We start from the raw sequence: 19,978 nt of genomic DNA, 5'->3' as shown, positions 1-19,978 counted from the left end.
GCAGGCGCACCTCGGCTTCGGTTCGGGTCAGGGTCACCCTCTTATTGTCGAGCGCCGGCGGAGAAAGTTGCGTGGCGAGGTGAATATTTTCGATGGTGGTCGCTGAGATCCGCATTAAGTCGTTGATCTTACTTGCATATTTCCAGTGGCGCGTCGGGGTTGAATAAATCATACCTCGCCGCTATGTTTTGTCGTGTTCGTAAATCCTAGTTTGCGGATAGGGATTGTATAAAACTGACGTCCGACGCGTAGTCGGGCCTTTTTGACGCAGGAAGGGTGAGCGATGAGCATGAGCGAAGCGACGAGAGCAGCAGGTCAGTGGTCGATGTGGGCCGTGGCAGCGGCGATGGCATTCTCGGTGGGCTGTGGTCAGGACGCCGCGCAGTTGGAGACGCCTGAGCGTTGCTCCGAAGAGACGGGGACCTGTGAGGCGGAGGTTTTTGTCAGCGCCGAGGAGTTTGAGTTCTTGCGTCGCCAGGGCGCGCTGGTGCTCGATACTCGCCAGGACACCACCTACGCCACCGGGCATGTGCCCGGCGCGATCAACATCGATTGGAAGGTCTTTGCGAAGCCGGAGTTCAACGGCATCATTCACGACGATTCTGAATTTCTGCAGAATGAAGCGCGCAAGCACGGCATCAACGACGATCAGCCGGTGCTGATTTACGGCGGTGGCGGAAGCTCGGAGTCGGCCTCGGGCCGCGTCTTCTGGACGCTGGAGTACCTGGGCCACGACAAGGTCTACCTGCTCGACGGGGGCTTTGATCAGTGGACGCAGGCGCGCTTTGACGCGATTGAGGCCGGGGTGAATGCGTCGGAGGCGGGCGACTTCACCGTGGAGCTGCAGCCCCAGCGCCGCGCCACGCTCGAGGAGGTTGAGGCCGCGATTGAGGATGAGACGATTCGCCTGGTGGACACGCGCACCATCGAGGAGTGGTTTGGCGAGAACCTCCGCAACAACGACTACGGCGGTCACATCCCCGAAGCCGTGCACTACCACTGGGAGAACGTGTTGTCGGAAGACGGCACGCTGCGCCCGGCCGATGAGATCCGCGCCGAGCTCGAAGCGCTGGGCATTGTGGATGGCACGCTGGCCATTCCCTACTGCCAGAGCGGCGTGCGCAGCGGGTTCTTTTACGCGGTACTCAAGTACCTGGACTACCCCGAGCCCAGGAACTACGACGGGTCGTGGTGGGAGTGGTCGCGTGACGAAGACACCGTGAAGGTGGTGGAAGAGCGCGACTAAGGCTCAGCGCCCGGTTTGTGGCTCCCGGTGAGCCGCGCACGGCGTATGAAGATCAAATAAAGCGCGCCGCTGAGACGTCCTACGTTAAGGCGGCGCGTTTTTTTTGTTCGGGATGTTGCGACGTTCAGAGTGAGCAGAGTGATGCGATCATGGCGCACCCTGCTGACGAGCGTCCATGAGGGAAGCGCGAAGGTTGAAGGTAGAAGGAGCGGTTTTGGCGACACAATACGGAAGATTTCGAGGTGTGGGCGGGGCGCTGGCAACGCTTCTCATGGGGGCATGGATACTCTGCGCAAGCGGAGCGATCTGCCCGGTGCAGGCGCAGGAATCGGCCCCCCGCGGGGACCTCTCGGGCTTCGGGGAGCAGGCCGTTGAGGTTTTCGTCGATGTGGAACGCGCCCGCACGCTGATCGCCGAGGGGGCGGCGGTGCTGGACGCGCGGGAGGCGTCGGATTTTCGCCGGGGCCATCTTCCGGGGGCGGCGAATGTGCCGTGGACGACCCTTGTGAGCGGGGAGCAGCAGGGGGCGTTGGCGGGCGATGCACATCTGGAAGTGCGGCTGCGCGAGGCCGGGGTGTCGAATGGGCGGCCGGTGGTGGTCTACGGAGGCTGGCGCGGGCCGGGGACCTGGGGTGAGGAGGGGAGGTTGCATTGGACTTTGGAGTATCTGGGGCATGAGCGTGTGTATGTGCTCTGGGGGGGCATCCAGGCCTGGGAGGGAGCCGGCCACGAGCTCGAATCCGGAGCGCAGGCCGACCGCAGCGCCGGACATTTCGAGGTGCGACGGCGCGAGGCCTACCGGGCCACAACGGCCGAGGTTCAGGCGGCGCTCTCCCGTGACGATGTGGCGCTGCTCGATACGCGCGAGGCCGAGGAGTACGGCGGCAAGGTCAAGTACGGGGAGTCGCGCGCCGGGCACATCCCGGGGGCGCAGCATCTCTGGTGGGAAGAGCTCTTTGAGGGGCGGAAGCTGAAGTCTCGTCGGGCGATTGAGGCGATGCTCAAAGCGCGCGGGATCGAGCGCACGGATGAGGTGATCGCGTACTGTACCGGCGGCATTCGTTCCGGCTTTGTGTATTCGGTGCTGCGGGCGCTCGGCTACGGGCAGGTCGCCAACTACGACGCCTCGATGTGGGAGTGGACCCGGCAGAGCGATCGGCCGGTGCGGGCACCTTAAGCTCATAGCAGGGGGGGAGGGCGATCGCCGGGGAACATTCGGGCGGTGATCTGCCGATGAGGGCGCCGGCTGACGGGTTTAGGGGCGTTCTGAGGGCTAAGTCACCGGAAAAAACCGAAAAGATCTGAAATTGAAACTGATTTTCATTGTTAGGGTGGAGTGATTACGCTATGGAAGGAACGTGGTTTGACGTCCACCGACGCGATGAGAGCAGCGATGACGCTTGGCGAATTGATGACAAATGGGGGATGGGCGATGGCCCCGATCTACGCCTGTTCGGCGTTGATGGTGGCCATTTTTGTCAAAAAAGCGCTGGAGTTTCGGGCGCAACGCTTAAGCCAGTTGCAGTGGCTGGGCGGCGTGCTTGAGGCCATCGACGAGGGGGATGTGTCCGGGGCGCGCGAGCGTGCCCGGGGCAGCGTGCACCCGGTGGGGCGCGTGATCGACGCGATGCTGGACACCTTTGAGCGCCGCCCGGATCGCGTGGAAGCCGAAGCCGCGCGCTGCGGCAGCCTGGAATTGCAGCGTCTGGAAAAACACGTCGGCGCCCTCTCGTTCATCGCGCAGGTCGCTCCGCTCCTGGGGCTTCTGGGCACGGTGGTAGGGATGGTGGAACTTTTCATCGGCCTGCAGGGCGCCGGCGCGGCGATGGTCGACGCCCAGCTCCTGGCCTCGGGCATCTGGAAGGCGCTTCTGACCACGGCCGCCGGTCTGATGGTGGCCGTGCCCTCCCTTGCCGCCTACACCTTCCTGAACGCGCGCACCGACGGCTTTCGGCTGACCTTAAGCGATGCGATCTCGCAGGTGCTCACCGCCCTCCCCCTGCCCCAGACCGAGCCCGGCCAGAAGCGCCCGGTCCCCACGCTGGTGCGTGAGGCCGCCGATGCAGTTTGAGAGTTTTGAGCGGGAGTCGCCCACGATCAACGTCTCGGCGCTGATCGATGTGGTTTTCATTCTGCTGATCTTCGTGGTGCTGGCGGCGAACTTCGATCGGGTGCGCGAGATGGGGGTGGTGCTTCCTCAGGCCGACTCGACGAGCGCGGCCTCCCCAGAGGCGCAGACGCTTACGTTGAAGGCCGATGGCACGATGCTGCTGGGCGATGCCCCGGTGACCCGCGAGGGGCTGGGTCAGGCGCTGCTGAAGAGCCGCGAGAGCTTCGAGGTGCTCGTGCTCGTCGGCGACAGCAAGGTGGCGCTCGAAGAAGCTGTGTTTGTCTTTGATGAGGCGTCGAAGGCCGGCTTTGAGTCCGTGTCGATCGCCACGCGCAAGGCCGACTGAGCGCGCGATGAACGAACCTTCGCAAAGGGTGGGGTGGGGCAGGCCGCTGGGCGTGGTGCTGGCGCTGCATCTGGGGCTTTTTGCGCTGCCGCTGAGCTTTGACTCCGCCGAAGAGGTCGATCCAGAGCCGATCACGCTCACTTTAAAAGCGCCCGAGCCGGTGGCCGAACCGGTGGAGCCCGAGCCGCTGCCCGAACCCGAGGTGGTGCCCGAGCCGCCGCCGGAGCCCGTCAAACCACCGCCGCGCAAGCAGGTGGAGGCGCCGAAGGTGGCCAGCTCGGAGGTGGTGGTGCCCGAGCCCGAGCCCGAGATCGTGCCGCCACCCGAGGATGCGCCGGTGAGTCTGGAGGCGCCGACCGACGTGGACCCCGAGGCCACAGAGCCTGTGGAAGAGACGCCTGTGGTCGATGAGCCCACTCCCGATCCGGTGCCCGCTGAGCCGCCGGCTCCCCTGGTCGATCCGGTGGATTGGGGCGCCTACGAGTCCCGCATCACCGGCGCGCTGGAGGCCGAGAAGCGCTACCCGCGCATGGCCCGGCGCATGGGCGTGGAGGGCGAAGCGGTGGTGCGCATCATCATCCGCCGCGATGGCACGCTGGCGCAGCCTCCTCGGCTGTTGCGCTCCAGCGGTAACAACCTCCTCGATAAGGAAGTACTGCGCATGGTGGAGGCCGCCGAGCCCTATGCGGGACTTCCCGAAGACGCGGTGATCGATGAGTTTGAGCTCGTCGTGCCCGTGAAATTTTTGCTCGAATAAGCCTGCGCCACGTCGGGCGCTGGCCGCGGCGAGGGGGCCGAGGCTCAGGCGCGAAGATCGCGGTGGATCTTGGCCACCGCACGCTCCACAAAGGTGGTGGGGGCGTGGTTGACCGGGGGCGCACCGAAGACGAGCTCCACGCAGTCAAAGCGGTTGGGGCCGCGCAGATACCATCCCGGCAGGTAGGCCACCGTGCGAAAGCCGATGGCGCAGAGCTCGTGGTAGGCCTGCTCGTGGTTAACCGGCAGGGTCAGGCGAACATCACGCACGCCTTTTTTACGCACCTTCTCGGTGAACTCTTTGATGATCTCGACGGGGAAGGCGCCGGCGGCGTTCTCGATGTAGATGTAGTTTCCGCGGGAGTGGTAGGTCGGCCAGATGCGCCCGGAGATCACCGGCGCACCCGTGCCCCGCGGGCAGCCCACCGGAAAACTTTTGGGGTAGGGCACGTTGCGCTCCGCCTCTTCGAGAAGATCGATGATGCGCATGGCAAAGGGCGTCGAGGTCAGCGCGTTATGCGGGGGCTCCGCGCGGCGATGCTGGCCTGCGGGGTTGATAAAGCCCATCAAGAGTTCGGCCTGGTCGATATCCTGGGAGCCGGGTGCCGGTCGGTAGCCCCAGCAGGTTGCGCCCATGTCGCGACCGCGGCGAAAACTCGACTCGGTGGAGGCCCGAAAAAACGCGATCCCGTACGACTTAATCCCCAGCCGGCGCAGGGCCTCAAAAAGCGCCTTCGCGATCTCCCCGCGCCTGGGATGGGCGGCCACGCTTAAGGTGCTGATCTCCAGGGACTGGTTCCAGCTGCGCACAAAGGCAAGCCCGCAGCCCAGAAGTTCACGCTCATGAGTCGCGACCACAATGGCGATCTCGCCATCGTTAAGCAGCTGCGCCAGCGTCTCGGCCTTGAAGAGCTCCTGGTGGGCGAACTCCGGACCGTGAATCGAGCGGTAAAACTGGCTGAGGCGCGGGGCCTGGTCGGGGCGCGCAAGTGAGAGTCGCATAGGCGATGGGGGGTGGCCTTAAGGGGGTGCCAGGGGCGTTGCCGGGAGCTCGTTTAAGGGTGGCTCCAGATCGGCCCGGCATTCTCGGCATCCCTTCAAAAGATGTCAATCGGGGGTGTAACTGGTTGTAGGGGCGTTGGGGGTACGCGGTGTGGGGAGGTTCGTGTGGGCGGCCGGGGGTTCGCTTTGTGGTTGGGGGGTACGCGGTGTGGGGAGGTTCGTGTGGGCGTGGGGTGGGGCGCGTTTTGTGGTCAGGTGGTTGAGTGGTTGGGTGGTTGAGGGCGTTGGGGGGTACGCGGTGTGGGGAGGTTCGTGTGGGCGGCCGGGGGTTCGCTTTGTGGTTGGGGTACGCGGTGTGGGGAGGTTCGTGTGGGTGCCTGGGGGGGCGCATTGTCTGAACATGTGGTGGTTGGGTGCGGCGCTGCCCATGTGGTCGTCGTGGGAAGTTGTTGCTAGGGTGCCGGGGAGGTTGCCGGTTGAAAACGTCAGTGTGGGAGTAGGCACGATGGCATCACCAGTCAGAGCGGCGGTTCAGGACATCAAGCGCCTGCGTACCATCTCCAGTGTGCTCACCCGGCACGGGTTCTCGGCGGTGGCGCGGCGCGCCGGGCTGGGCAGGTTTGTGGGCGACGGGGGGCTGCGCCAGGAGAGCGAGGGTTTTGAGGGCGAGGAGGGCGTGGAGGCGCTGATCGGACCGGATCGCTCGGAGGCGGCGGTGCGTTTTCGGCGCGTGCTCGAAGATCTGGGGCCGACCTTTGTCAAACTCGGGCAGGTGCTCTCCACGCGCCCCGACCTCGTGCCAAAGGAGTTCCTCGACGAGCTGCGCAAACTTCAGGACGCGGTCAGCCCGATGCCCATGGAGACGATCCGCCGGCAGGTGGAGTCCAGTCTGGGCATGACGCTCGAAGATGCCTACGCGAGCTTTGAAGAGAGGCCTCTGGCCGCAGCGAGCATCGGGCAGGTTCACCGCGCCACCCTCCATGATGGCACAAAGGTGGTCGTCAAGGTGCAGCGCCTGGGCATTGGCGAGCAGATTCGCGCCGATCTCGACCTCCTCTACTACCTGGCCCGCTTTCTGGAGGCGACCGTCGAGGAGATCGAGCTCTACTCGCCGACGGCCATTGTCCAGGAGTTTGAGCGCGCGATCCTGGCCGAGCTGGACTTTCGCCAGGAGGCCAGAAATGTGCAGGAGTTCGGCAAAAACTTCGCGGACGTCGACGCCGTCAGCGTGCCTTTTGTCTACGACGAGCTGACCCGCGCTGAAGTCATGACCATGGAGTTTGTGCAGGCCGGCAAACTCTCCAGCATCGAGGGGGGCAGCGAGCTGGCGGAGACGGTGCTGCACAACCTGCTCGATGCCATGGTCAAGATGGTGCTCTACGACGGGTTTTTTCATGGCGATCCGCACCCGGGCAACATCATGGTGCGCGAGGATGGCTCGCTGATCTTTATCGATTTCGGGCTTGTGGGGCGCCTCTCCGCCCGCCAGCAGGACGACCTGATCGGGCTGATTCTCAACGTGCTCACCGGCGATGTCGACGCGATCGCCCGCGCCCTCCTGGAGATGGGCGATCCGGTGGGGCGTGTGAACCTGCGGGAGTTTCGCACCGATGTGGAGCGGGTGCGCGATAAGTACATCAGCGCCACCGTCGGTGATTTTGATGTGAGCCAGTTCATCCAGGAGGTGATGGACGCGGCGCAGTACCACCGCATTCGCCTCAACCCCAACTACGCGGTGCTGGTGAAGACGGCGGCCACCATCGAGGGCATCATGCGCCGGCTTAAGCCGGATATGGACGTGATGGCCATCGGGCTTCCCTACGCCCGCGATCTGGCGCTGAAGAAATATTCGGCCAAAAAGCTCGCGCAGTCCGCGCTGAGCGCGGCGGTCGGGGTCTCGAGCTTTGTGACCAAGGTGCCCCAGCAGCTCGACCAGGTGCTGATGGATCTGGAGGGGGGCAACCTCACAGTGACGGTGCGCAACGAGTCGCTCGACCAGCTCGGGGAGGTGCTCAACACCCTGGGCACGCGTCTCTTCTTAGGGGTGATTGCCTCGGGGCTGGCGGTGGTGGCGGCGATGCTCTTGCGCCCCTTTGACCGGGAGATCTTCGGGGTGTCGGTGCTCCTGATCGTGGGGCTTCTGGCGGCGCTCTCGGCCACGACGCTCTTCTGGTGGTCGCTGGGCTGGCATGTGGCGGCCAGTCGCAAGGGTAAGAAACTGCGCCTGGGGCCGCTGATGCGGCTGATGCGGCGAGACTGAGGTGCGCGGGGGGCGAACGCGTGTTTTGGGAACTCAAAGGGTGATGTCCACGGTCGACCACGCGACGCGCTCGCCAGAAGCATACAAACGAGGGCCGCTGACGAGTTTTTGCGAGTGTTGAAAGCCCCAAAACGCGAAGTCGACGGTCGCTCTGGCGATGTCTTAGCCCAAACACATGAGATCGAGCGCCGATCACGCGTTTTGGAAACCCAAAACGCGAAGTCGACGGTCGCTCTGGCGATGCCCCGGCCCAGAACATGAGATCGAGCGCCGATCACGCGTTTTGGAAACCCAAAACGCGAAGTCGACGGTCGCTCTGGCGATGTCCCGGCCCAAAACATGAGATCGAGCGCCGATCACGCGTTTTGGAAACCTAAAACGCGAAGTCGACGGTCGATCGCGTGTTTTGGAAATCCAAAACGCGAAGTCGACGGTCGCTCTGGCGTTTTAAGCTGAAACGCGACCATCGCGTCGCTCGCGCAGGTGTTTTGAGCGTTGGGAGTCGACCGAGGCCCGGGCGGCGTTTTCTGCGCTTTGCTCCAAAACGCCGACGCTGATATGGCGAGTACGAGAAGTCGAGGGGCCGGCCGTGAGCGCGGGCCCGAAGCCGTACGAGCGAGTGAGCAGGGCATGAGCAAGACGATCGACGACGTGGTGATCGCGGGGATCGACGCGAACTTTGAGGGGTGGGTCGACCATGAGGGCCGGCGCGTGCTGGCGCCGGGCGTGGTGCCAGGCGACCGGGTGGATCTGGAGGTCGTGGCGTCGAGCCAGCACCATCCCCGCGATTTTGCGCGTGTGGCCCGGGTACACGCGCGCGGGGAGGGGTTTGAGCAGCCGGTATGCGCGCACGCCGGCCCGGTGCGGGGTCGCTGTGGGGGATGTCCGGGGATGCATGTGCGCGCCCCACTCCGAGCGCAGATCTTACAGGATCGCGTCACCGAGCTGCTCGGCGAACGCCGGCTTCGCTGGAGCTGGCACGAGGCCCCGCAACAACTCGGGTATCGCAACCGCTCCAACTTCGTGGTCACTCGCCGCGCCGGGCGACTCTTGCTGGGCTCGTATGCCCCGCGCAGTCAGGATGTGGCGGCGATGTCGGGCTGTCAGGTGGTGCGTCCGATGCTCTCCAGGGTGCAGGCGGAGCTGGAGGTGCGCCTGGGCGCGCTGAATGTGCCGGTGGGCGATGAGGAGCAGGGGCTGCGCTGGATCTCGGTGCGGGCTGCCGGGCTGCCGGGGGCTGGCGAGTCGGTGGTGGTCGAGCTTGTGGTGCGCGAGCCACAGGCCGCCTGGCTTGGCGCGGCCACCGAGGCGATCATGGCCATTGAGGGGGTGCAGGGTGTGGCGTTGACGGTCAACGATCGCGACACCAACGCCATCCGCGTCGACGCCTCCGGTACCCTGGCCGGGGAGTGCCAGCTGATCGAGCGTTACGGGGAGGTGGAGCTGGCCATCGACCCGGGGGCCTTTGCGCAGCTCAACGTGGAGGTGGCCTCGGCGATGTATCGTCAGGCCGCGCGCTGGGTGGAGGGAGCGCAGGTGATCTGGGATCTCTACTGCGGCATCGGCGGGCTGGGGCTCAACGCGGCGGTGGGGCGCACCAACGTGCATCTTTTTGGCGCGGAAAGCGTGGCCTCGGCCATCGAGAGCGCGCGCCAGAATGCGGCGCGCGCCGGCGTGACGGCGCGCTACCGCGTGGTGGACCTGGGCTCGGCAAACTGGCGCGCGGCCTGCCCCGATGAGGGCGTGCTGGCCCGGCCGGAGGCGATTCTGATCAACCCGCCGCGAAAGGGGCTCTCTCGCCCGATGCGCGAGGTGTTGAGCAAACCGGCCTCGCTGGGCGCGAAGATGCTCGTCTACATGAGCTGCGACGTCGCGAGCTTTGTCCGTGATGCCGACGCACTTGAGCAGGGAGGCTGGCACCTTGTCGAGCTTCAGGCCCATGACATGCTCCCGCAGACCACCCATGTGGAGCTTCTGGGGCGTTTTGAGAGGGCCTGATTTTTTGAACTCGCCGAATGCTTATAAGGAGCCGGTGCCAGGGGGGCTGATATGGCGAGTTCAGTCGGCCGACCAGGTGCGCTCTAAGAAGCCCTTTCGGCCGCTTCCCTGGTAGTAGCGCTGATAGGGCGTGGGGTTCGTTTTGTAATAATCCTGGTGGTACGCCTCGGCGATCCAGAAGGGCTGGGCGGGCTTAATCGGCGTGACGATGGGCTTATCAAAAGGCCCCTCGGCTTCGAGCGCCGCTTTGGAGGCCTCGGCCTGCTCGCGTTGCAGCTCGGTGTGGGTGTAGATGCCCGGGCGGTACTGCGAGCCGCGGTCGGCGAACTGCCCCCCGAGGTCGGTCGGATCGTGGGCGCGCCAGAAGACGGTGAGCAGCTCGTCGTAGCTGACCACGTCGGGGTTGTAGAGGATCTCCACGGCCTCGGTGTGGCCGGTCTGACCTGAGGAGACCTCGTTGTAGGTAGGCGCTTCTTCGGGGCCATCGGTGTAGCCGGAGGTCACCGAGACGACGCCCTCAAGGCGCTCAAAGGGGGGCTCCATGCACCAGAAGCAGCCCCCGGCGAAGGTCGCCCGTGCCAGCCCCTCGCTCTCAAGGTCGGGGGTGGAGAGCTCGGTGCCGCCCGGGCGCGCCCCGGCCTGGGCCCGGGTGTCGGAGGAGGCACCGGGTTGCTCGGTCTGGGCCACGTCGCCGTTTCGGTTGGCCTCGGAGGGCTGGCAGCCGATGAGCAGCCCGGCGAAGAGCAGGACCAGGGTAAGCAGTGCGGTCGGGAGGAGTTGGCGAGACATCAGGACCTCATGAATGTGAGAGTGTGGGGGACCATGACCATTCTCGAGCTGGGGGTAGCGCGCGGACGCGCATCATGGATGCGTCGCAGCGAGCGGCGCGCTACCCTGAGACTGAACACCGGTTGCGCTATGGCGAGTGGGTCTGGCGAGAACATCGAACTTCGATGGGAGTCCTATGAGAGCAGAGCGGATGATCGCGGCGATCGACCTGGGGTCGAACTCCTTTCATATGGTGATCGCGCGTAAGCAGGATGGCCAGCTTCAGGTCGTCGACCGTCTCAAAGAGATGGTGCGCCTGGCAGCGGGTCTGCGCGACGATAAGACCCTGAGCACCGAGGCCCGCGCCCGGGCGCTGGGATGTTTGCGCCGCTTCGGGGAGCGTCTTCAGGGCATCGATCCCGGCGATATTCGCGCGGTGGGCACCAACACCCTGCGTAAGACCCGCGATCCCCGCGCCTTTATGGAAGAGATTCAGGAGGCGCTGGGCGGGGTGCCCGTCGAGATCATCAGTGGTCTGGAGGAGGCTCGTCTGGTCTACCAGGGCGTGGCCCACGCCATGGAGCCGGGCCCGGGGCATCGTCTGGTCATCGATATCGGCGGGGGCAGCACCGAGTTTGTGATCGGCCAGGGCTTCGAGCCCCTGGAGCGCGAGTCGAAGTATATGGGGTGTGTGGAGTGGACGCGGCGCTACTTTCCCGACGGCAAGGTCAGCGAGGCGGCGATGGCCGAGGCGATTCTGGCCGCCAAGCAGGAAGTGGAGATGCTGGCCACGCGCTACCGCCAGGTGGGGTGGAGCGAGGTGGTGGGCTCTTCGGGGACCAATAAGGCGGTGGCCCAGGTGCTCGACGAGAAGGGCTGGAGCCGCGGCGCCATCACCACGCGTGGGCTTCAGAGGTTGCGGCGACGGCTGATCAAAGATGGGGAGGCCAGGCCCGATCAACTCCCCGGGGTGAGCGAGGACCGCGCTCCGGTGTTTGCCGGAGGCGTGGCGATCTTGAGCGCCGCCTTTGAGATCCTTCAGATCGAGCGGATGGTCCCCAGCGACGGCGCGCTGCGTGAGGGCTTGATGGTCGACCTTGCGGGGCGTTTAAGGCGAGAGGATATTCGCGAGCAGACCGTGGCCACCCTCTGCGCGCGCTACGGGGTGGACATGCCGCATGCCGCGCGGGTGGAGGCCACCGCGCTGGCCTTATGGGAGCAGGTCGCCACGGGCTGGAAGATCGACGATCCCTACCTGGCCACGGTGCTGGGGTGGTCGGCGAAGTTGCATGAGATCGGGCTGGCGATCGCGCATGCGCGCTACCATAAGCATGGCTCGTATCTGGTAGAAAACTCGGATATGCCCGGGTTTTCACGTCAGGATCAGCATATGCTCTGGGCGCTGGTCCGCACGCACCGCCGGGAGTTTAAGCCGCATCGTTTTGACGGCATGGCCGGTAAACTTCCGCGAGCGGGCAGGCGTCTGGCGGTGCTTCTGCGCCTGGCGGTGCTGCTCAACCGCAGCCGTGTCGATCAGGCCGTTCCCGAGATTCAGGCCGAGGTGCAGGGGCGAGTGCTGGTGTTGAGCTTTCCGAAGGGCTGGTTGCGGGAGATGCCGCTGACCCGCGCGGTGCTGCGCGAGGAGGCCGAGCGGCTGGAGGCGGCGCGCATTCGGCTAAAGATCCATTAGGTCTTTGGAGAGGCCTCGGCGGCGTGGTTTGCACGATCGCCGCCGGGCTGCGATAGATGGGGGGCTGGAGAAGAACTTTTCACCTGCGAGGCTTTGACCTCGGGCGCCGGGCGCACACACTTGCCCGGGCAGCGTGAAAGGCCTGCAAAAGTGTCTGGTGATGATGATGGTTTATTGCGTGAGGTTGGGATGAGAGGCAGTTGGCGTGGAGCGCTCCTGTCAGGGCTGCTCCTTGTGGCGATGGTGCTCTCGGGCTGCGGCCGGGAGTTTGCGCCCTACTGGAAGATCGACAAGCTGCGGCTGATGGCGATCAAGGCCGATCCGGTGGTGGTGGCCGGTCAGGGGCAGACCACGCTCTCGGCGGCGGTGTATGCGCCGGAGGGCCAGCAGGTGAGCTACGCCTGGTCGTGGTGTCCGCTGGAGAGCTCGGCGGCCGACGGCTATACCTGCCCCATCGGCGATGAGGAGCTGGCGGAGCTGGGGGTGCAGGGCGTCGACTTTGAGCTGGGGACTGAGGCGGAGGTGGTTTTTGAGAACCCCTTCACCGAAGCCCAGGTGCTGGGGTTCTGCGAGGCGATTCAGGAGGCGATCGCCGAGCGTTTCGACGATCCGGAGCTCGCGCGCTTCTTGCCGGTGACCGACTGCAGCCGGGGCTATGAGATCTCGGTGCGTCTGGAGGTGTCGGCCGGTGGCGAATCGATCGTCTCCTCGAAGTCGCTCACGCTCTCGACCGGAGGGGAGAACCCGAACACCAACCCGGTGATGATGGCGTTGGAGGTGCGGCCTGAGGAGCCGGGCGATCTCTCGGAGCTGCGCGATCGGGCGGGCTGGGAGGTGGCGGCCGATGCGGCGCATGACGACCAGTGGGTGGCCATCCCCGAAGACGCGGATCTTCGTGTGGCCAGCGGTATCACGATGGAGCTGCGCGCGGTGGTAAGCCCCGAGAGCGTGGAAACCTACCAGCCCCCGATCCCTGAGGGGGCCGAGGAGGCCCCGCCGGCACGGCAGGAAGCCTTTGTGTTCCGCTACTTCACGACCTCCGGCACCCTCGACGGCTCTCGCCGACTTTTTGTGCTGCCGGATACCACGCTGGAGGAGGCGCCGATCACCACGCTGGTGGTCTCGTCGAGCCAGGCCGAAGTGGAGTGCCAGGAGCCCGAGGCCGAGGGCTGCGGGGTGCGCCTGTGGTCGGTGGTGCGCGACGCGCGCCTGGGGGTGGACTTTATTGAGCGGCGCCTGCTGGTGGTGGAGTAAAGGATGATGCTGATGAAAACGCGATGGATGATGTGGGTGCTGGCGCTCTCGATGGTTGCGATGACGCCGGCGACCCTTCTGGCTCAACAGCCTCCAACCGGGGAGGCGCCGTCGGAGGCGCCTCAAGAGGAGGGGGGCGCGCCTGGCGAGGCGCCCGAAGAGGCGCCGGCGCCTCCGCCCACACAACGCACCGCCCGCGGAGAGCTTCAACCTCCGCAGCTCCTGCGCGAGGTTGCGGCGGACTACACCGATGAGGCGGTTGACGCGCGGGTGGAAGGCGCGGTGATCCTGGAGCTGACCATCAACACCGCCGGCGATGTCTCGAAGGTCGAGGTGGTGGAGGGCCTTGGGTACGGCCTGGATGAAGCGGCCGCCGAGGCCGCGCGCCAGTTTAAGTTTGAGCCGGCTCGCCTCAACGGGGAGCCGATCCCGGTGTCGTTGAACTTCACGGTGCGCTTTAGCCTGCCGATCTTGCCGGCGGAGTTTACCGGCGTGGTGCTCGACCCGGAGAGTGGCGAGGGCATTGAGGGGGCTGAGGTGCGCATCGTCTACACCGGCGATGACTATGAGCCCAAACCCGAGGCCAGCGCGCTCAGTGAGGCCGATGGCAGCTTCTACTTTGGCAACGTGCCTCCGGGTGAGTACCAGGTCTTCTTGCAGGTCGATGCCTACCTCGATTTTGAGACCGACATTGAGCTTCTGGCCGGTCAGCTGGTCGAGGTCGAGTATCGGGTGCCCCGCGCTCAGGACAACGTCATTGGCGAGATCCGCGAGGCGGGCTCGCGCGCTCCGCTGGCCGGGGCGGAGTTGCAGCTGCTCGACGCGCAGACCCAGCAGGAGGTTCGCCAGGGCTTCAGTGAAGGTGGTGGGCGCTTTGGTTTTGCCGGAGTAGAGCCCGGTCAGTACATCCTGCGGGCGGCCTCCTCGGGATATGTCACCTCGACCTTCGAGGTGGAGGTGGCCGCCGGAGAGGTGACCAGCGGTAATTACTATGTGCCCGCCGACGATGAGGGGACGTTTCGTGGCCGCACCGTGACGCGACGCCAGCGTCAGGAGGTCAACCGCCAGACCATTGAACTCGATGAAGTACGACGCATCCCGGGGACCGGTGGCGACGTGGTGCGCGTCGTGCAGAACCTCCCCGGTGTGGCGCGGGCGCAGTTCATCAGCGGCCAGATCATTGTGCGCGGCTCGTCGCCCAACGACACCAAGATCTTTTTGGAGGGTGACTCCATCCCGCTGGTGTATCACTTCTTTGGCGGCCCGGCGGTCATCAACACCGAGATGGTTGAGGCGATCGACTTTTATCCGGGCAACTTCTCCACCTACTACGGCCGGGCCACCGCCGGGGTGATCGACCTGCGCACGCGTTCGCCGCGTAACGATCGTTTTCATGGCATGGTCGAGGTCGATCTGCTCGACACCTCCGCGATCGTGGAGGGGCCGATCAACGAGCGGTGGAGTTTTGCGCTGGCCGGTCGCCGAAGCTACTACGACTTCTTCTTGCCCACGGTGTTGCGGGCGCTGGAGATCGATACGGTCGTCGCACCGCGCTACTTCGACTACCAGAGCTGGGTGACTTACCGCAGCGAGAGCGGCGCCCATAAGGTGGAGTTCTTCGTCTACGGCTCCGATGACCAGATCGATGTGATTCTTCCCGATGGGGAGCCGCAGGGGGATCAGAACATCCAGATTCGCGACGCGGGCTTTGGCAACTCCTTTCACCGCGGGCAGATTCGCTGGGAGTGGAAGCCCGAGGGCGGGGCGATTGAGAACACCCTGATGACCTCCTTTGGTCTGAACACCGTGGCGCTGGAGGCTGGCGAAGACATCTTCTTCGACCTGGACTATTACCAGTCGGCGATCCGCAACGATCTGCGCTGGAAGCTCTCCGAGAACCTGCGCCTGCGTACCGGTGTGGACGCGCAACTCTCCAACGTCGTGTACTCCTACGCGGTGCCCGCCTTTGATAGCTCCCCGGACGACGGTGTGTCGCCTGACGGGCAGGGCGACGCGCCGAATATCGGAAGTGATGGGCTTGTGGGCTCGCGCTCGACCCCCGAGATCCTTCCGGCAGTCTATGCCGAGGCGCAGTACAAGGCTTTTGATCGCTGGACGCTCACCCCCGGCGTGCGCGCCGACTATTTCGGGCCCGTCAACGCCGTTTCGATCTCGCCGCGCTTCTCCTCGCGCTTTGAGATCAACAAGGCGGTGGTGCTCAAAGGTGGGGTCGGACTCTTTACTCAGCCGCCGATTCCGGGGCAGACCGAAGAGGACTTTGGCAACCCCGATCTGACCTTCGAGAAGGCGATGCATTACGCGGTGGGGGCCGAGTGGCAGCCTCGCGCCCATCTGGAGGTAGACGCGACGCTTTATTATCGGGACGCCTTCGATCTGGTGAATGACACCCCGGCGCAGACCATCAACGAGCAGACCGGGGAGTCGGAGCCGTTGATCTACGAAAACGAGGGTCAGGGGCGCTCCTACGGCGTGGAGCTCTTGCTGCGTCATTATCCCAAAGACAAGTTCTTCGGGTGGCTGAGCTACACCCTTTCGAAGTCGGAGCGGCTTAACCTGCGCACCGGGGAGTGGGACCCGTACAGCTTTGACCAGACCCATATTCTGACGATGGTCGCCGGGTATAATTTGCCCTGGAACCTCGATCTTTCGGCGCGTTTCCGGGTGGTCACCGGCAACCCTCAGACGCCGGTGATCGGCGCGTCCTTCGATGCGGATAGCGACAGCTACCGACCCCGCTACGGGGAGCCTAACTCGGTGCGCTCGAAGACCTTCCACCAGCTTGATCTGCGCCTGGATCGTCGCTTTGTCTTCGATACCTGGACCCTGGCGGTGTTCCTGGATGTCACCAACGTCTACAACGCGAAGAATGAAGAGGGCACCCGCTACAACTACGACTACACCGACTCCGAGCCGCTGACGGGGTTGCCGATTTTGCCCACCTTCGGGGTGATGGCCCGTTTCTGAGTTTTTGGCTAAATGCGGGCCGCGGCATCGCGTTCCATGTCATAGAGCGTGGAGCGCGCGCCCGGGCGGGGTGCTGGCGTGTTTCAATCTTTTGCGATGACTATTTCCTCGCGCGAGCCGTCTCAGTTCTCGGGAGCGGATAGCACCCGGGCTCGATGCCGCTTCTGTTAGAGTGTTCGAGATGAACGCCCTGACCCAACCCCTTCACAGGCAGGAAGATCCTTATGACGACATTCAAACACCACGCTGGAGTCTACCTCGCGATGTGCGCGCTGCTGGTTGCGCTGCTGGCCGGGTGCGCCCACAAAAACACGTCCGAGCCCACCTCCACCTCCGAGCAGGCCAGCTCGCCGGAGCAGGATGCCTCCACTCCGAAGACGCCGCCGGAAGACTGCATCTGCCCGATGAACTACATGCCGGTCTGCGGTGAGGATGGCACCACCTTCAGTAATGCCTGCCAGGCGGCCTGCATGGAGGTCGCGGTGGCCTACGAAGGTGAGTGCGAGCAGAATCGTAAGGAGGTTTGCATGTGCCCGCGAATCTTCGCGCCGGTCTGTGGCGAAGATGGTGAGACCTATGCCAACGCCTGTCTGGCGGAGTGCGCCGAAGTGGACGTGGCCTCGGAGGGTGAGTGCGAGAAGCCGAGCGAGAAGGTCTGCGCGTGCCCGCGCATCTTTGCGCCGGTCTGCGGTGAGAATGGCGAGACGTACGCCAACGCCTGCCTGGCGGAGTGCGCCGAGGTGACTGTGGCCTCGGAAGGTGAGTGCGAGGCCACGAGCGAAGAGGAGCCGAGCGAGAAGGTCTGCGCATGCCCGCGCATCTTCCGGCCGGTCTGTGGGGTGGACGGGGAAACCTACGCCAACGTCTGTCTGGCGGAGTGCGCCGAGGTCTCGGTGGCCGCTGAAGGTCCGTGTGGCCAGGCGCAGCCCGGTCAGGAAGACTGAGTCTGAGGTCAGCTCGTCGTAGAGGAGGCTCCCCGAGAAGGGGGGCCTTTTTTTATGCGTTGATCCGATGCGTTCATCGCGAAGGCGCCGCAGCGCGTCCTCAGGCGGTGCGGGCCGGACAGGGTCGGCGTTTCGTTTTGTTTCACAGATCTTTGAGCGCGCGCTGTGGTTCGATGCCGAAATTTTGAGGGAGTGAGGGACGCGCGCGATCGGTGTGATGGGCCTTAGATGGCGCGTTTACTGACGATCCAACAGGTGTCGCGTGTCTGGCACAGGCATTGCTTTGATGGATGGGACGTTCGCAACATCAACCGATAACTGACCAGGGAGGTCAACATGATGACTAAAATGATGCATGGATTTGGACTTCGAGGCGCGTTATGCGCGCTGCTGATGATGGCTCTTGTGGGCTGTGGCGGCGAGGTCGTCCCCGACGACGCGGCCAGCGCTCAGGGGGCGGTGGAGAACGATCATATCGACAACCCCGATCCGAATGGGGAGTCGCCGGCCGACGAGCCTCCGCCCGGTGAGCAGCCCGAGGATTATTATGAGAATGAAGACATCGACGAGGACGCGTATCCGGCGGAGCCTCCGCCCGGTGAGCAGCCCGAGGATTATTATGAGAATGAAGACATCGACGAGGACGCGTATCCGGCGGAGCCTCCGCCCGGGGAGACGCCTCCGGCCCACTGCATCTGCCCGATGATTCATGCGCCGGTCTGTGGCGAAGATGGCACCACCTACGGCAACTCCTGCCATGCGGCCTGCGTCGATGTGGCGGTCGCCTACGATGGCGAGTGCCGCGATGACGGCCCGGGCGACTGCGTCTGCACCGAAGAGTATAGGCCGGTGTGTGGTGCCGATGGTCAGACCTATTCCAACGGCTGCAAAGCCGGCTGCGCCGGGGTCGATATCGCCTATGAAGGCGCCTGCCGACGGCTCCCTCCTGCGGACTGCATCTGCCCGATGATTCACGCGCCGGTCTGCGGCGAAGATGGCCACACCTACGGCAACTCCTGCCAGGCGGCCTGCGTCGATGTGGCCGTGGCTTACGAAGGGGCGTGTGGCGGGTTTTAAGATGTGCTGAGGGCAATTCGCCCCGCTGAGGTTGCGAACGACGCGTATGACGAAAAGCGGCGCTCCGAGAGGGGCGCCGCTTTTTTTGTGTGGCCCCGCTGAGGGGATGCACCGCTCTCGCGCAACATCTACACACCATGCTTAACAATGCGACACCTCACATCGATGAGGGGCACGGTTATAGTCTACCCACTTTGAGCGACCAGGGGCCCTTGCAGGGCACCCCATCGCCAGGGACGCGAGGGGCCCGGGCACAACGACGTCGGCGCAGCGAGTGAGGGCGCAACGACCGACGTCAGCCCGAGCCCCCGGCGCCCGTGTGCAGCACGCGTCTGCGGGCGCGTCTCTCTGGCGAGGGGGGGCACTGCAAGGGAATGCTCGCTCACGGCGTTGGACGCCTGCCCCGGGGGGCGTCTTTATCGGTTTTTGTGAATGGATAAAGGAGAGACGATGCGAATGATGTGGAAGTCATGGTGTGGCTCGCTGGTCATGGGGGCGTTGGTGGCGGCGGTGGCGGTGGGGTGTGGAAGCACCGAAACCGAAGAGCCCGCCGCCTCCCAGGGGGCGCTGGGCGGAGACTCGCTGAAGGAGGTCATTGATCTCGGGGATCGCTGCATGTGCCCGGCGGTGGTTGCTCCGGTCTGCGGCAAAGATGGTCAGACCTACGGGAACAGCTGCAAGGCCAGCTGTGCCGGTGTTCCGGTCGCCTATGAGGGGGAGTGTGAGCCCGAGGGGTGCTATTGCCCTCAGGTCTACGATCCGGTCTGTGGTGAAGACGGTCAGACCTACGGCAACAGCTGCGAGGCCGGCTGCGCCGATGTGGGTGTGGCCTACGAGGGTGAGTGTGAGCCCGAGGGATGTTATTGCCCTCGAATCTACGATCCGGTCTGTGGTGAAGACGGTCAGACCTACGGCAACAGCTGTGAGGCCGGCTGCGCCGATGTGGGTGTGGCCTACGAGGGTGAGTGCCGGTCTGAGGGGTGTTTCTGTCCTCAGATCTACGATCCGGTCTGCGGTGAAGACGGTCAGACCTACGGCAACAGCTGTGAGGCCGGCTGCGCCGGTGTGGCTGTGGCCTACGAGGGTGAGTGCCGTGCCGAGAAGCCGGAGTGTCGCAGCGCTCTCGACTGTAAAGTGGGCGGTTGCTCCGGTCAGCTCTGCGGATCGATCACCGACGATCTGATCACCACCTGTGAGTACCTGCCGGAGTACGCCTGTTATGATCAGGAGTACACCAGCTGCGGCTGCTTTGATGGCAAATGCGGCTGGGAGCAGACCGAGGCGCTGGATAGCTGCCTGGCCTCGGGCGGTGGCTTGACTCTCTAAAGCTGGCGAGCAGCCTGAGCGCGTCTCAGGCCCTTTAAACACGCTGCGAACGCCCTCACGCCGGCGCTCCGATCGGAGCGCCGGCGTTTTTTTCGTCCACGCAGTCCCACAGACCTGCCTTCGGATCCTGGTCCTCCGGCGATGCCCGGGAGCCGACGCCCTGTGGCATGCGAGTGTGCTCCCGGGGGGTGGAGAGCTCCCGACGACTTTTTCCCT

15 protein-coding genes are annotated in these 19,978 nt (G+C 64.7%); 13 read left to right on the top strand and 2 right to left on the bottom strand.

Annotated elements, in window-relative coordinates:
* Window positions 1–289 precede the first annotated feature (289 nt).
* From EA187_RS18320 to EA187_RS18300, 5 genes are all read left to right on the top strand, one after another.
* Window positions 290–1,246 (top strand): sulfurtransferase, encoded by a 957-nt coding sequence (locus EA187_RS18320; RefSeq protein ID WP_164856393.1) that lies wholly within the window; start codon window positions 290–292, stop codon window positions 1,244–1,246.
* Window positions 1,247–1,460: 214 nt separating this feature from the next.
* Window positions 1,461–2,423 (top strand): sulfurtransferase, encoded by a 963-nt coding sequence (locus EA187_RS18315; protein WP_164856392.1) that lies wholly within the window; start codon window positions 1,461–1,463, stop codon window positions 2,421–2,423.
* Window positions 2,424–2,678: 255 nt separating this feature from the next.
* The gene (locus tag EA187_RS18310; protein WP_164856391.1) at window positions 2,679–3,317 is read left to right on the top strand and encodes a MotA/TolQ/ExbB proton channel family protein; all 639 of its coding nucleotides are present in this window, start codon (window positions 2,679–2,681) and stop codon (window positions 3,315–3,317) included.
* On the top strand, window positions 3,307–3,702 hold the full coding sequence (locus EA187_RS18305) for an ExbD/TolR family protein (RefSeq protein WP_164856390.1): 396 nt from the start codon (window positions 3,307–3,309) through the stop codon (window positions 3,700–3,702). Before EA187_RS18310 ends, EA187_RS18305 begins: the two co-directional genes overlap by 11 nt.
* A 7-nt stretch (window positions 3,703–3,709) precedes the next feature.
* Window positions 3,710–4,459, top strand: coding sequence for an energy transducer TonB (locus EA187_RS18300; protein WP_127781199.1), 750 nt, complete (start codon window positions 3,710–3,712; stop codon window positions 4,457–4,459).
* Window positions 4,460–4,503: 44 nt separating this feature from the next.
* Here the strand turns inward: EA187_RS18300 and EA187_RS18295 are convergent, their stop codons facing one another.
* Window positions 4,504–5,460: a hypothetical protein gene (locus tag EA187_RS18295; protein WP_127781198.1), complete on the bottom strand. Its 957-nt coding sequence runs from the start codon at window positions 5,458–5,460 to the stop codon at window positions 4,504–4,506.
* Between the two features lie 505 nt (window positions 5,461–5,965).
* Between EA187_RS18295 and EA187_RS18290 the strand changes: the two genes are divergently transcribed.
* Together EA187_RS18290 and EA187_RS18285 are read left to right on the top strand one after the other, a co-directional pair.
* On the top strand, window positions 5,966–7,720 hold the full coding sequence (locus EA187_RS18290; protein ID WP_164856389.1) for an ABC1 kinase family protein: 1,755 nt from the start codon (window positions 5,966–5,968) through the stop codon (window positions 7,718–7,720).
* Between the two features lie 630 nt (window positions 7,721–8,350).
* Window positions 8,351–9,718, top strand: a complete 1,368-nt coding sequence (locus EA187_RS18285; protein ID WP_127781196.1) for a class I SAM-dependent RNA methyltransferase — start codon at window positions 8,351–8,353, stop codon at window positions 9,716–9,718.
* Between the two features lie 60 nt (window positions 9,719–9,778).
* On the opposite strand, the gene msrA is transcribed toward EA187_RS18285, so the two are convergent.
* Window positions 9,779–10,507 carry a peptide-methionine (S)-S-oxide reductase MsrA gene (gene msrA, locus EA187_RS18280; RefSeq protein ID WP_127781195.1) on the bottom strand — a complete coding sequence of 243 codons (729 nt, stop codon included), beginning with the start codon at window positions 10,505–10,507 and terminating at the stop codon, window positions 9,779–9,781.
* A 175-nt stretch (window positions 10,508–10,682) separates the two neighbouring features.
* Between msrA and ppx the strand changes: the two genes are divergently transcribed.
* From ppx to EA187_RS18250, 6 genes are all read left to right on the top strand, one after another.
* Window positions 10,683–12,176 (top strand): exopolyphosphatase, encoded by a 1,494-nt coding sequence (gene ppx, locus EA187_RS18275; RefSeq protein ID WP_127781194.1) that lies wholly within the window; start codon window positions 10,683–10,685, stop codon window positions 12,174–12,176.
* Between the two features lie 189 nt (window positions 12,177–12,365).
* Entirely contained in the window at window positions 12,366–13,430 is a 1,065-nt protein-coding gene (locus EA187_RS18270; protein WP_127781193.1) for a hypothetical protein, read from the top strand.
* A gap of 3 nt (window positions 13,431–13,433) precedes the next feature.
* Window positions 13,434–16,415, top strand: a complete 2,982-nt coding sequence (locus EA187_RS18265) for a TonB-dependent receptor domain-containing protein (protein WP_127781192.1) — start codon at window positions 13,434–13,436, stop codon at window positions 16,413–16,415.
* A gap of 224 nt (window positions 16,416–16,639) precedes the next feature.
* Window positions 16,640–17,359, top strand: a complete 720-nt coding sequence (locus tag EA187_RS18260) for a Kazal-type serine protease inhibitor family protein (protein WP_127781191.1) — start codon at window positions 16,640–16,642, stop codon at window positions 17,357–17,359.
* 336 nt (window positions 17,360–17,695) lie between these two features.
* Window positions 17,696–18,436, top strand: a complete 741-nt coding sequence (locus EA187_RS18255) for a Kazal-type serine protease inhibitor family protein (protein WP_127781190.1) — start codon at window positions 17,696–17,698, stop codon at window positions 18,434–18,436.
* 450 nt (window positions 18,437–18,886) lie between these two features.
* The gene (locus tag EA187_RS18250; RefSeq protein ID WP_164856388.1) at window positions 18,887–19,762 is read left to right on the top strand and encodes a Kazal-type serine protease inhibitor domain-containing protein; all 876 of its coding nucleotides are present in this window, start codon (window positions 18,887–18,889) and stop codon (window positions 19,760–19,762) included.
* Window positions 19,763–19,978 lie beyond the last annotated feature (216 nt).

The organism is Lujinxingia sediminis (assembly GCF_004005565.1).
GTDB classification, from domain to species: Bacteria; Myxococcota_A; Bradymonadia; order Bradymonadales; family Bradymonadaceae; genus Lujinxingia; species Lujinxingia sediminis.
The sequence above is the reverse complement of the archived record's forward strand: the minus strand, read 5'-3'. Positions and strand labels throughout refer to the sequence as shown.

Excerpts from the sequence above, each read along its gene's own strand:
- EA187_RS18250 (WP_164856388.1), top strand. The coding sequence starts at position 18,887 with ATGCGAATGATGTGGAAGTCATGGTGTGGCTCGCTGGTCATGGGGGCG.
- msrA (WP_127781195.1), bottom strand. The coding sequence starts at position 10,507 with ATGTCTCGCCAACTCCTCCCGACCGCACTGCTTACCCTGGTCCTGCTC.
- EA187_RS18270 (WP_127781193.1), top strand. The coding sequence starts at position 12,366 with ATGAGAGGCAGTTGGCGTGGAGCGCTCCTGTCAGGGCTGCTCCTTGTG.
- EA187_RS18300 (WP_127781199.1), top strand. The coding sequence starts at position 3,710 with ATGAACGAACCTTCGCAAAGGGTGGGGTGGGGCAGGCCGCTGGGCGTG.
- EA187_RS18260 (WP_127781191.1), top strand. The coding sequence starts at position 16,640 with ATGACGACATTCAAACACCACGCTGGAGTCTACCTCGCGATGTGCGCG.
- EA187_RS18290 (WP_164856389.1), top strand. The coding sequence starts at position 5,966 with ATGGCATCACCAGTCAGAGCGGCGGTTCAGGACATCAAGCGCCTGCGT.
- EA187_RS18285 (WP_127781196.1), top strand. The coding sequence starts at position 8,351 with ATGAGCAAGACGATCGACGACGTGGTGATCGCGGGGATCGACGCGAAC.
- EA187_RS18255 (WP_127781190.1), top strand. The coding sequence starts at position 17,696 with ATGATGACTAAAATGATGCATGGATTTGGACTTCGAGGCGCGTTATGC.
- EA187_RS18310 (WP_164856391.1), top strand. The coding sequence starts at position 2,679 with ATGGCCCCGATCTACGCCTGTTCGGCGTTGATGGTGGCCATTTTTGTC.
- EA187_RS18295 (WP_127781198.1), bottom strand. The coding sequence starts at position 5,460 with ATGCGACTCTCACTTGCGCGCCCCGACCAGGCCCCGCGCCTCAGCCAG.
- EA187_RS18320 (WP_164856393.1), top strand. The coding sequence starts at position 290 with ATGAGCGAAGCGACGAGAGCAGCAGGTCAGTGGTCGATGTGGGCCGTG.
- EA187_RS18265 (WP_127781192.1), top strand. The coding sequence starts at position 13,434 with ATGATGCTGATGAAAACGCGATGGATGATGTGGGTGCTGGCGCTCTCG.
- EA187_RS18305 (WP_164856390.1), top strand. The coding sequence starts at position 3,307 with ATGCAGTTTGAGAGTTTTGAGCGGGAGTCGCCCACGATCAACGTCTCG.
- ppx (WP_127781194.1), top strand. The coding sequence starts at position 10,683 with ATGAGAGCAGAGCGGATGATCGCGGCGATCGACCTGGGGTCGAACTCC.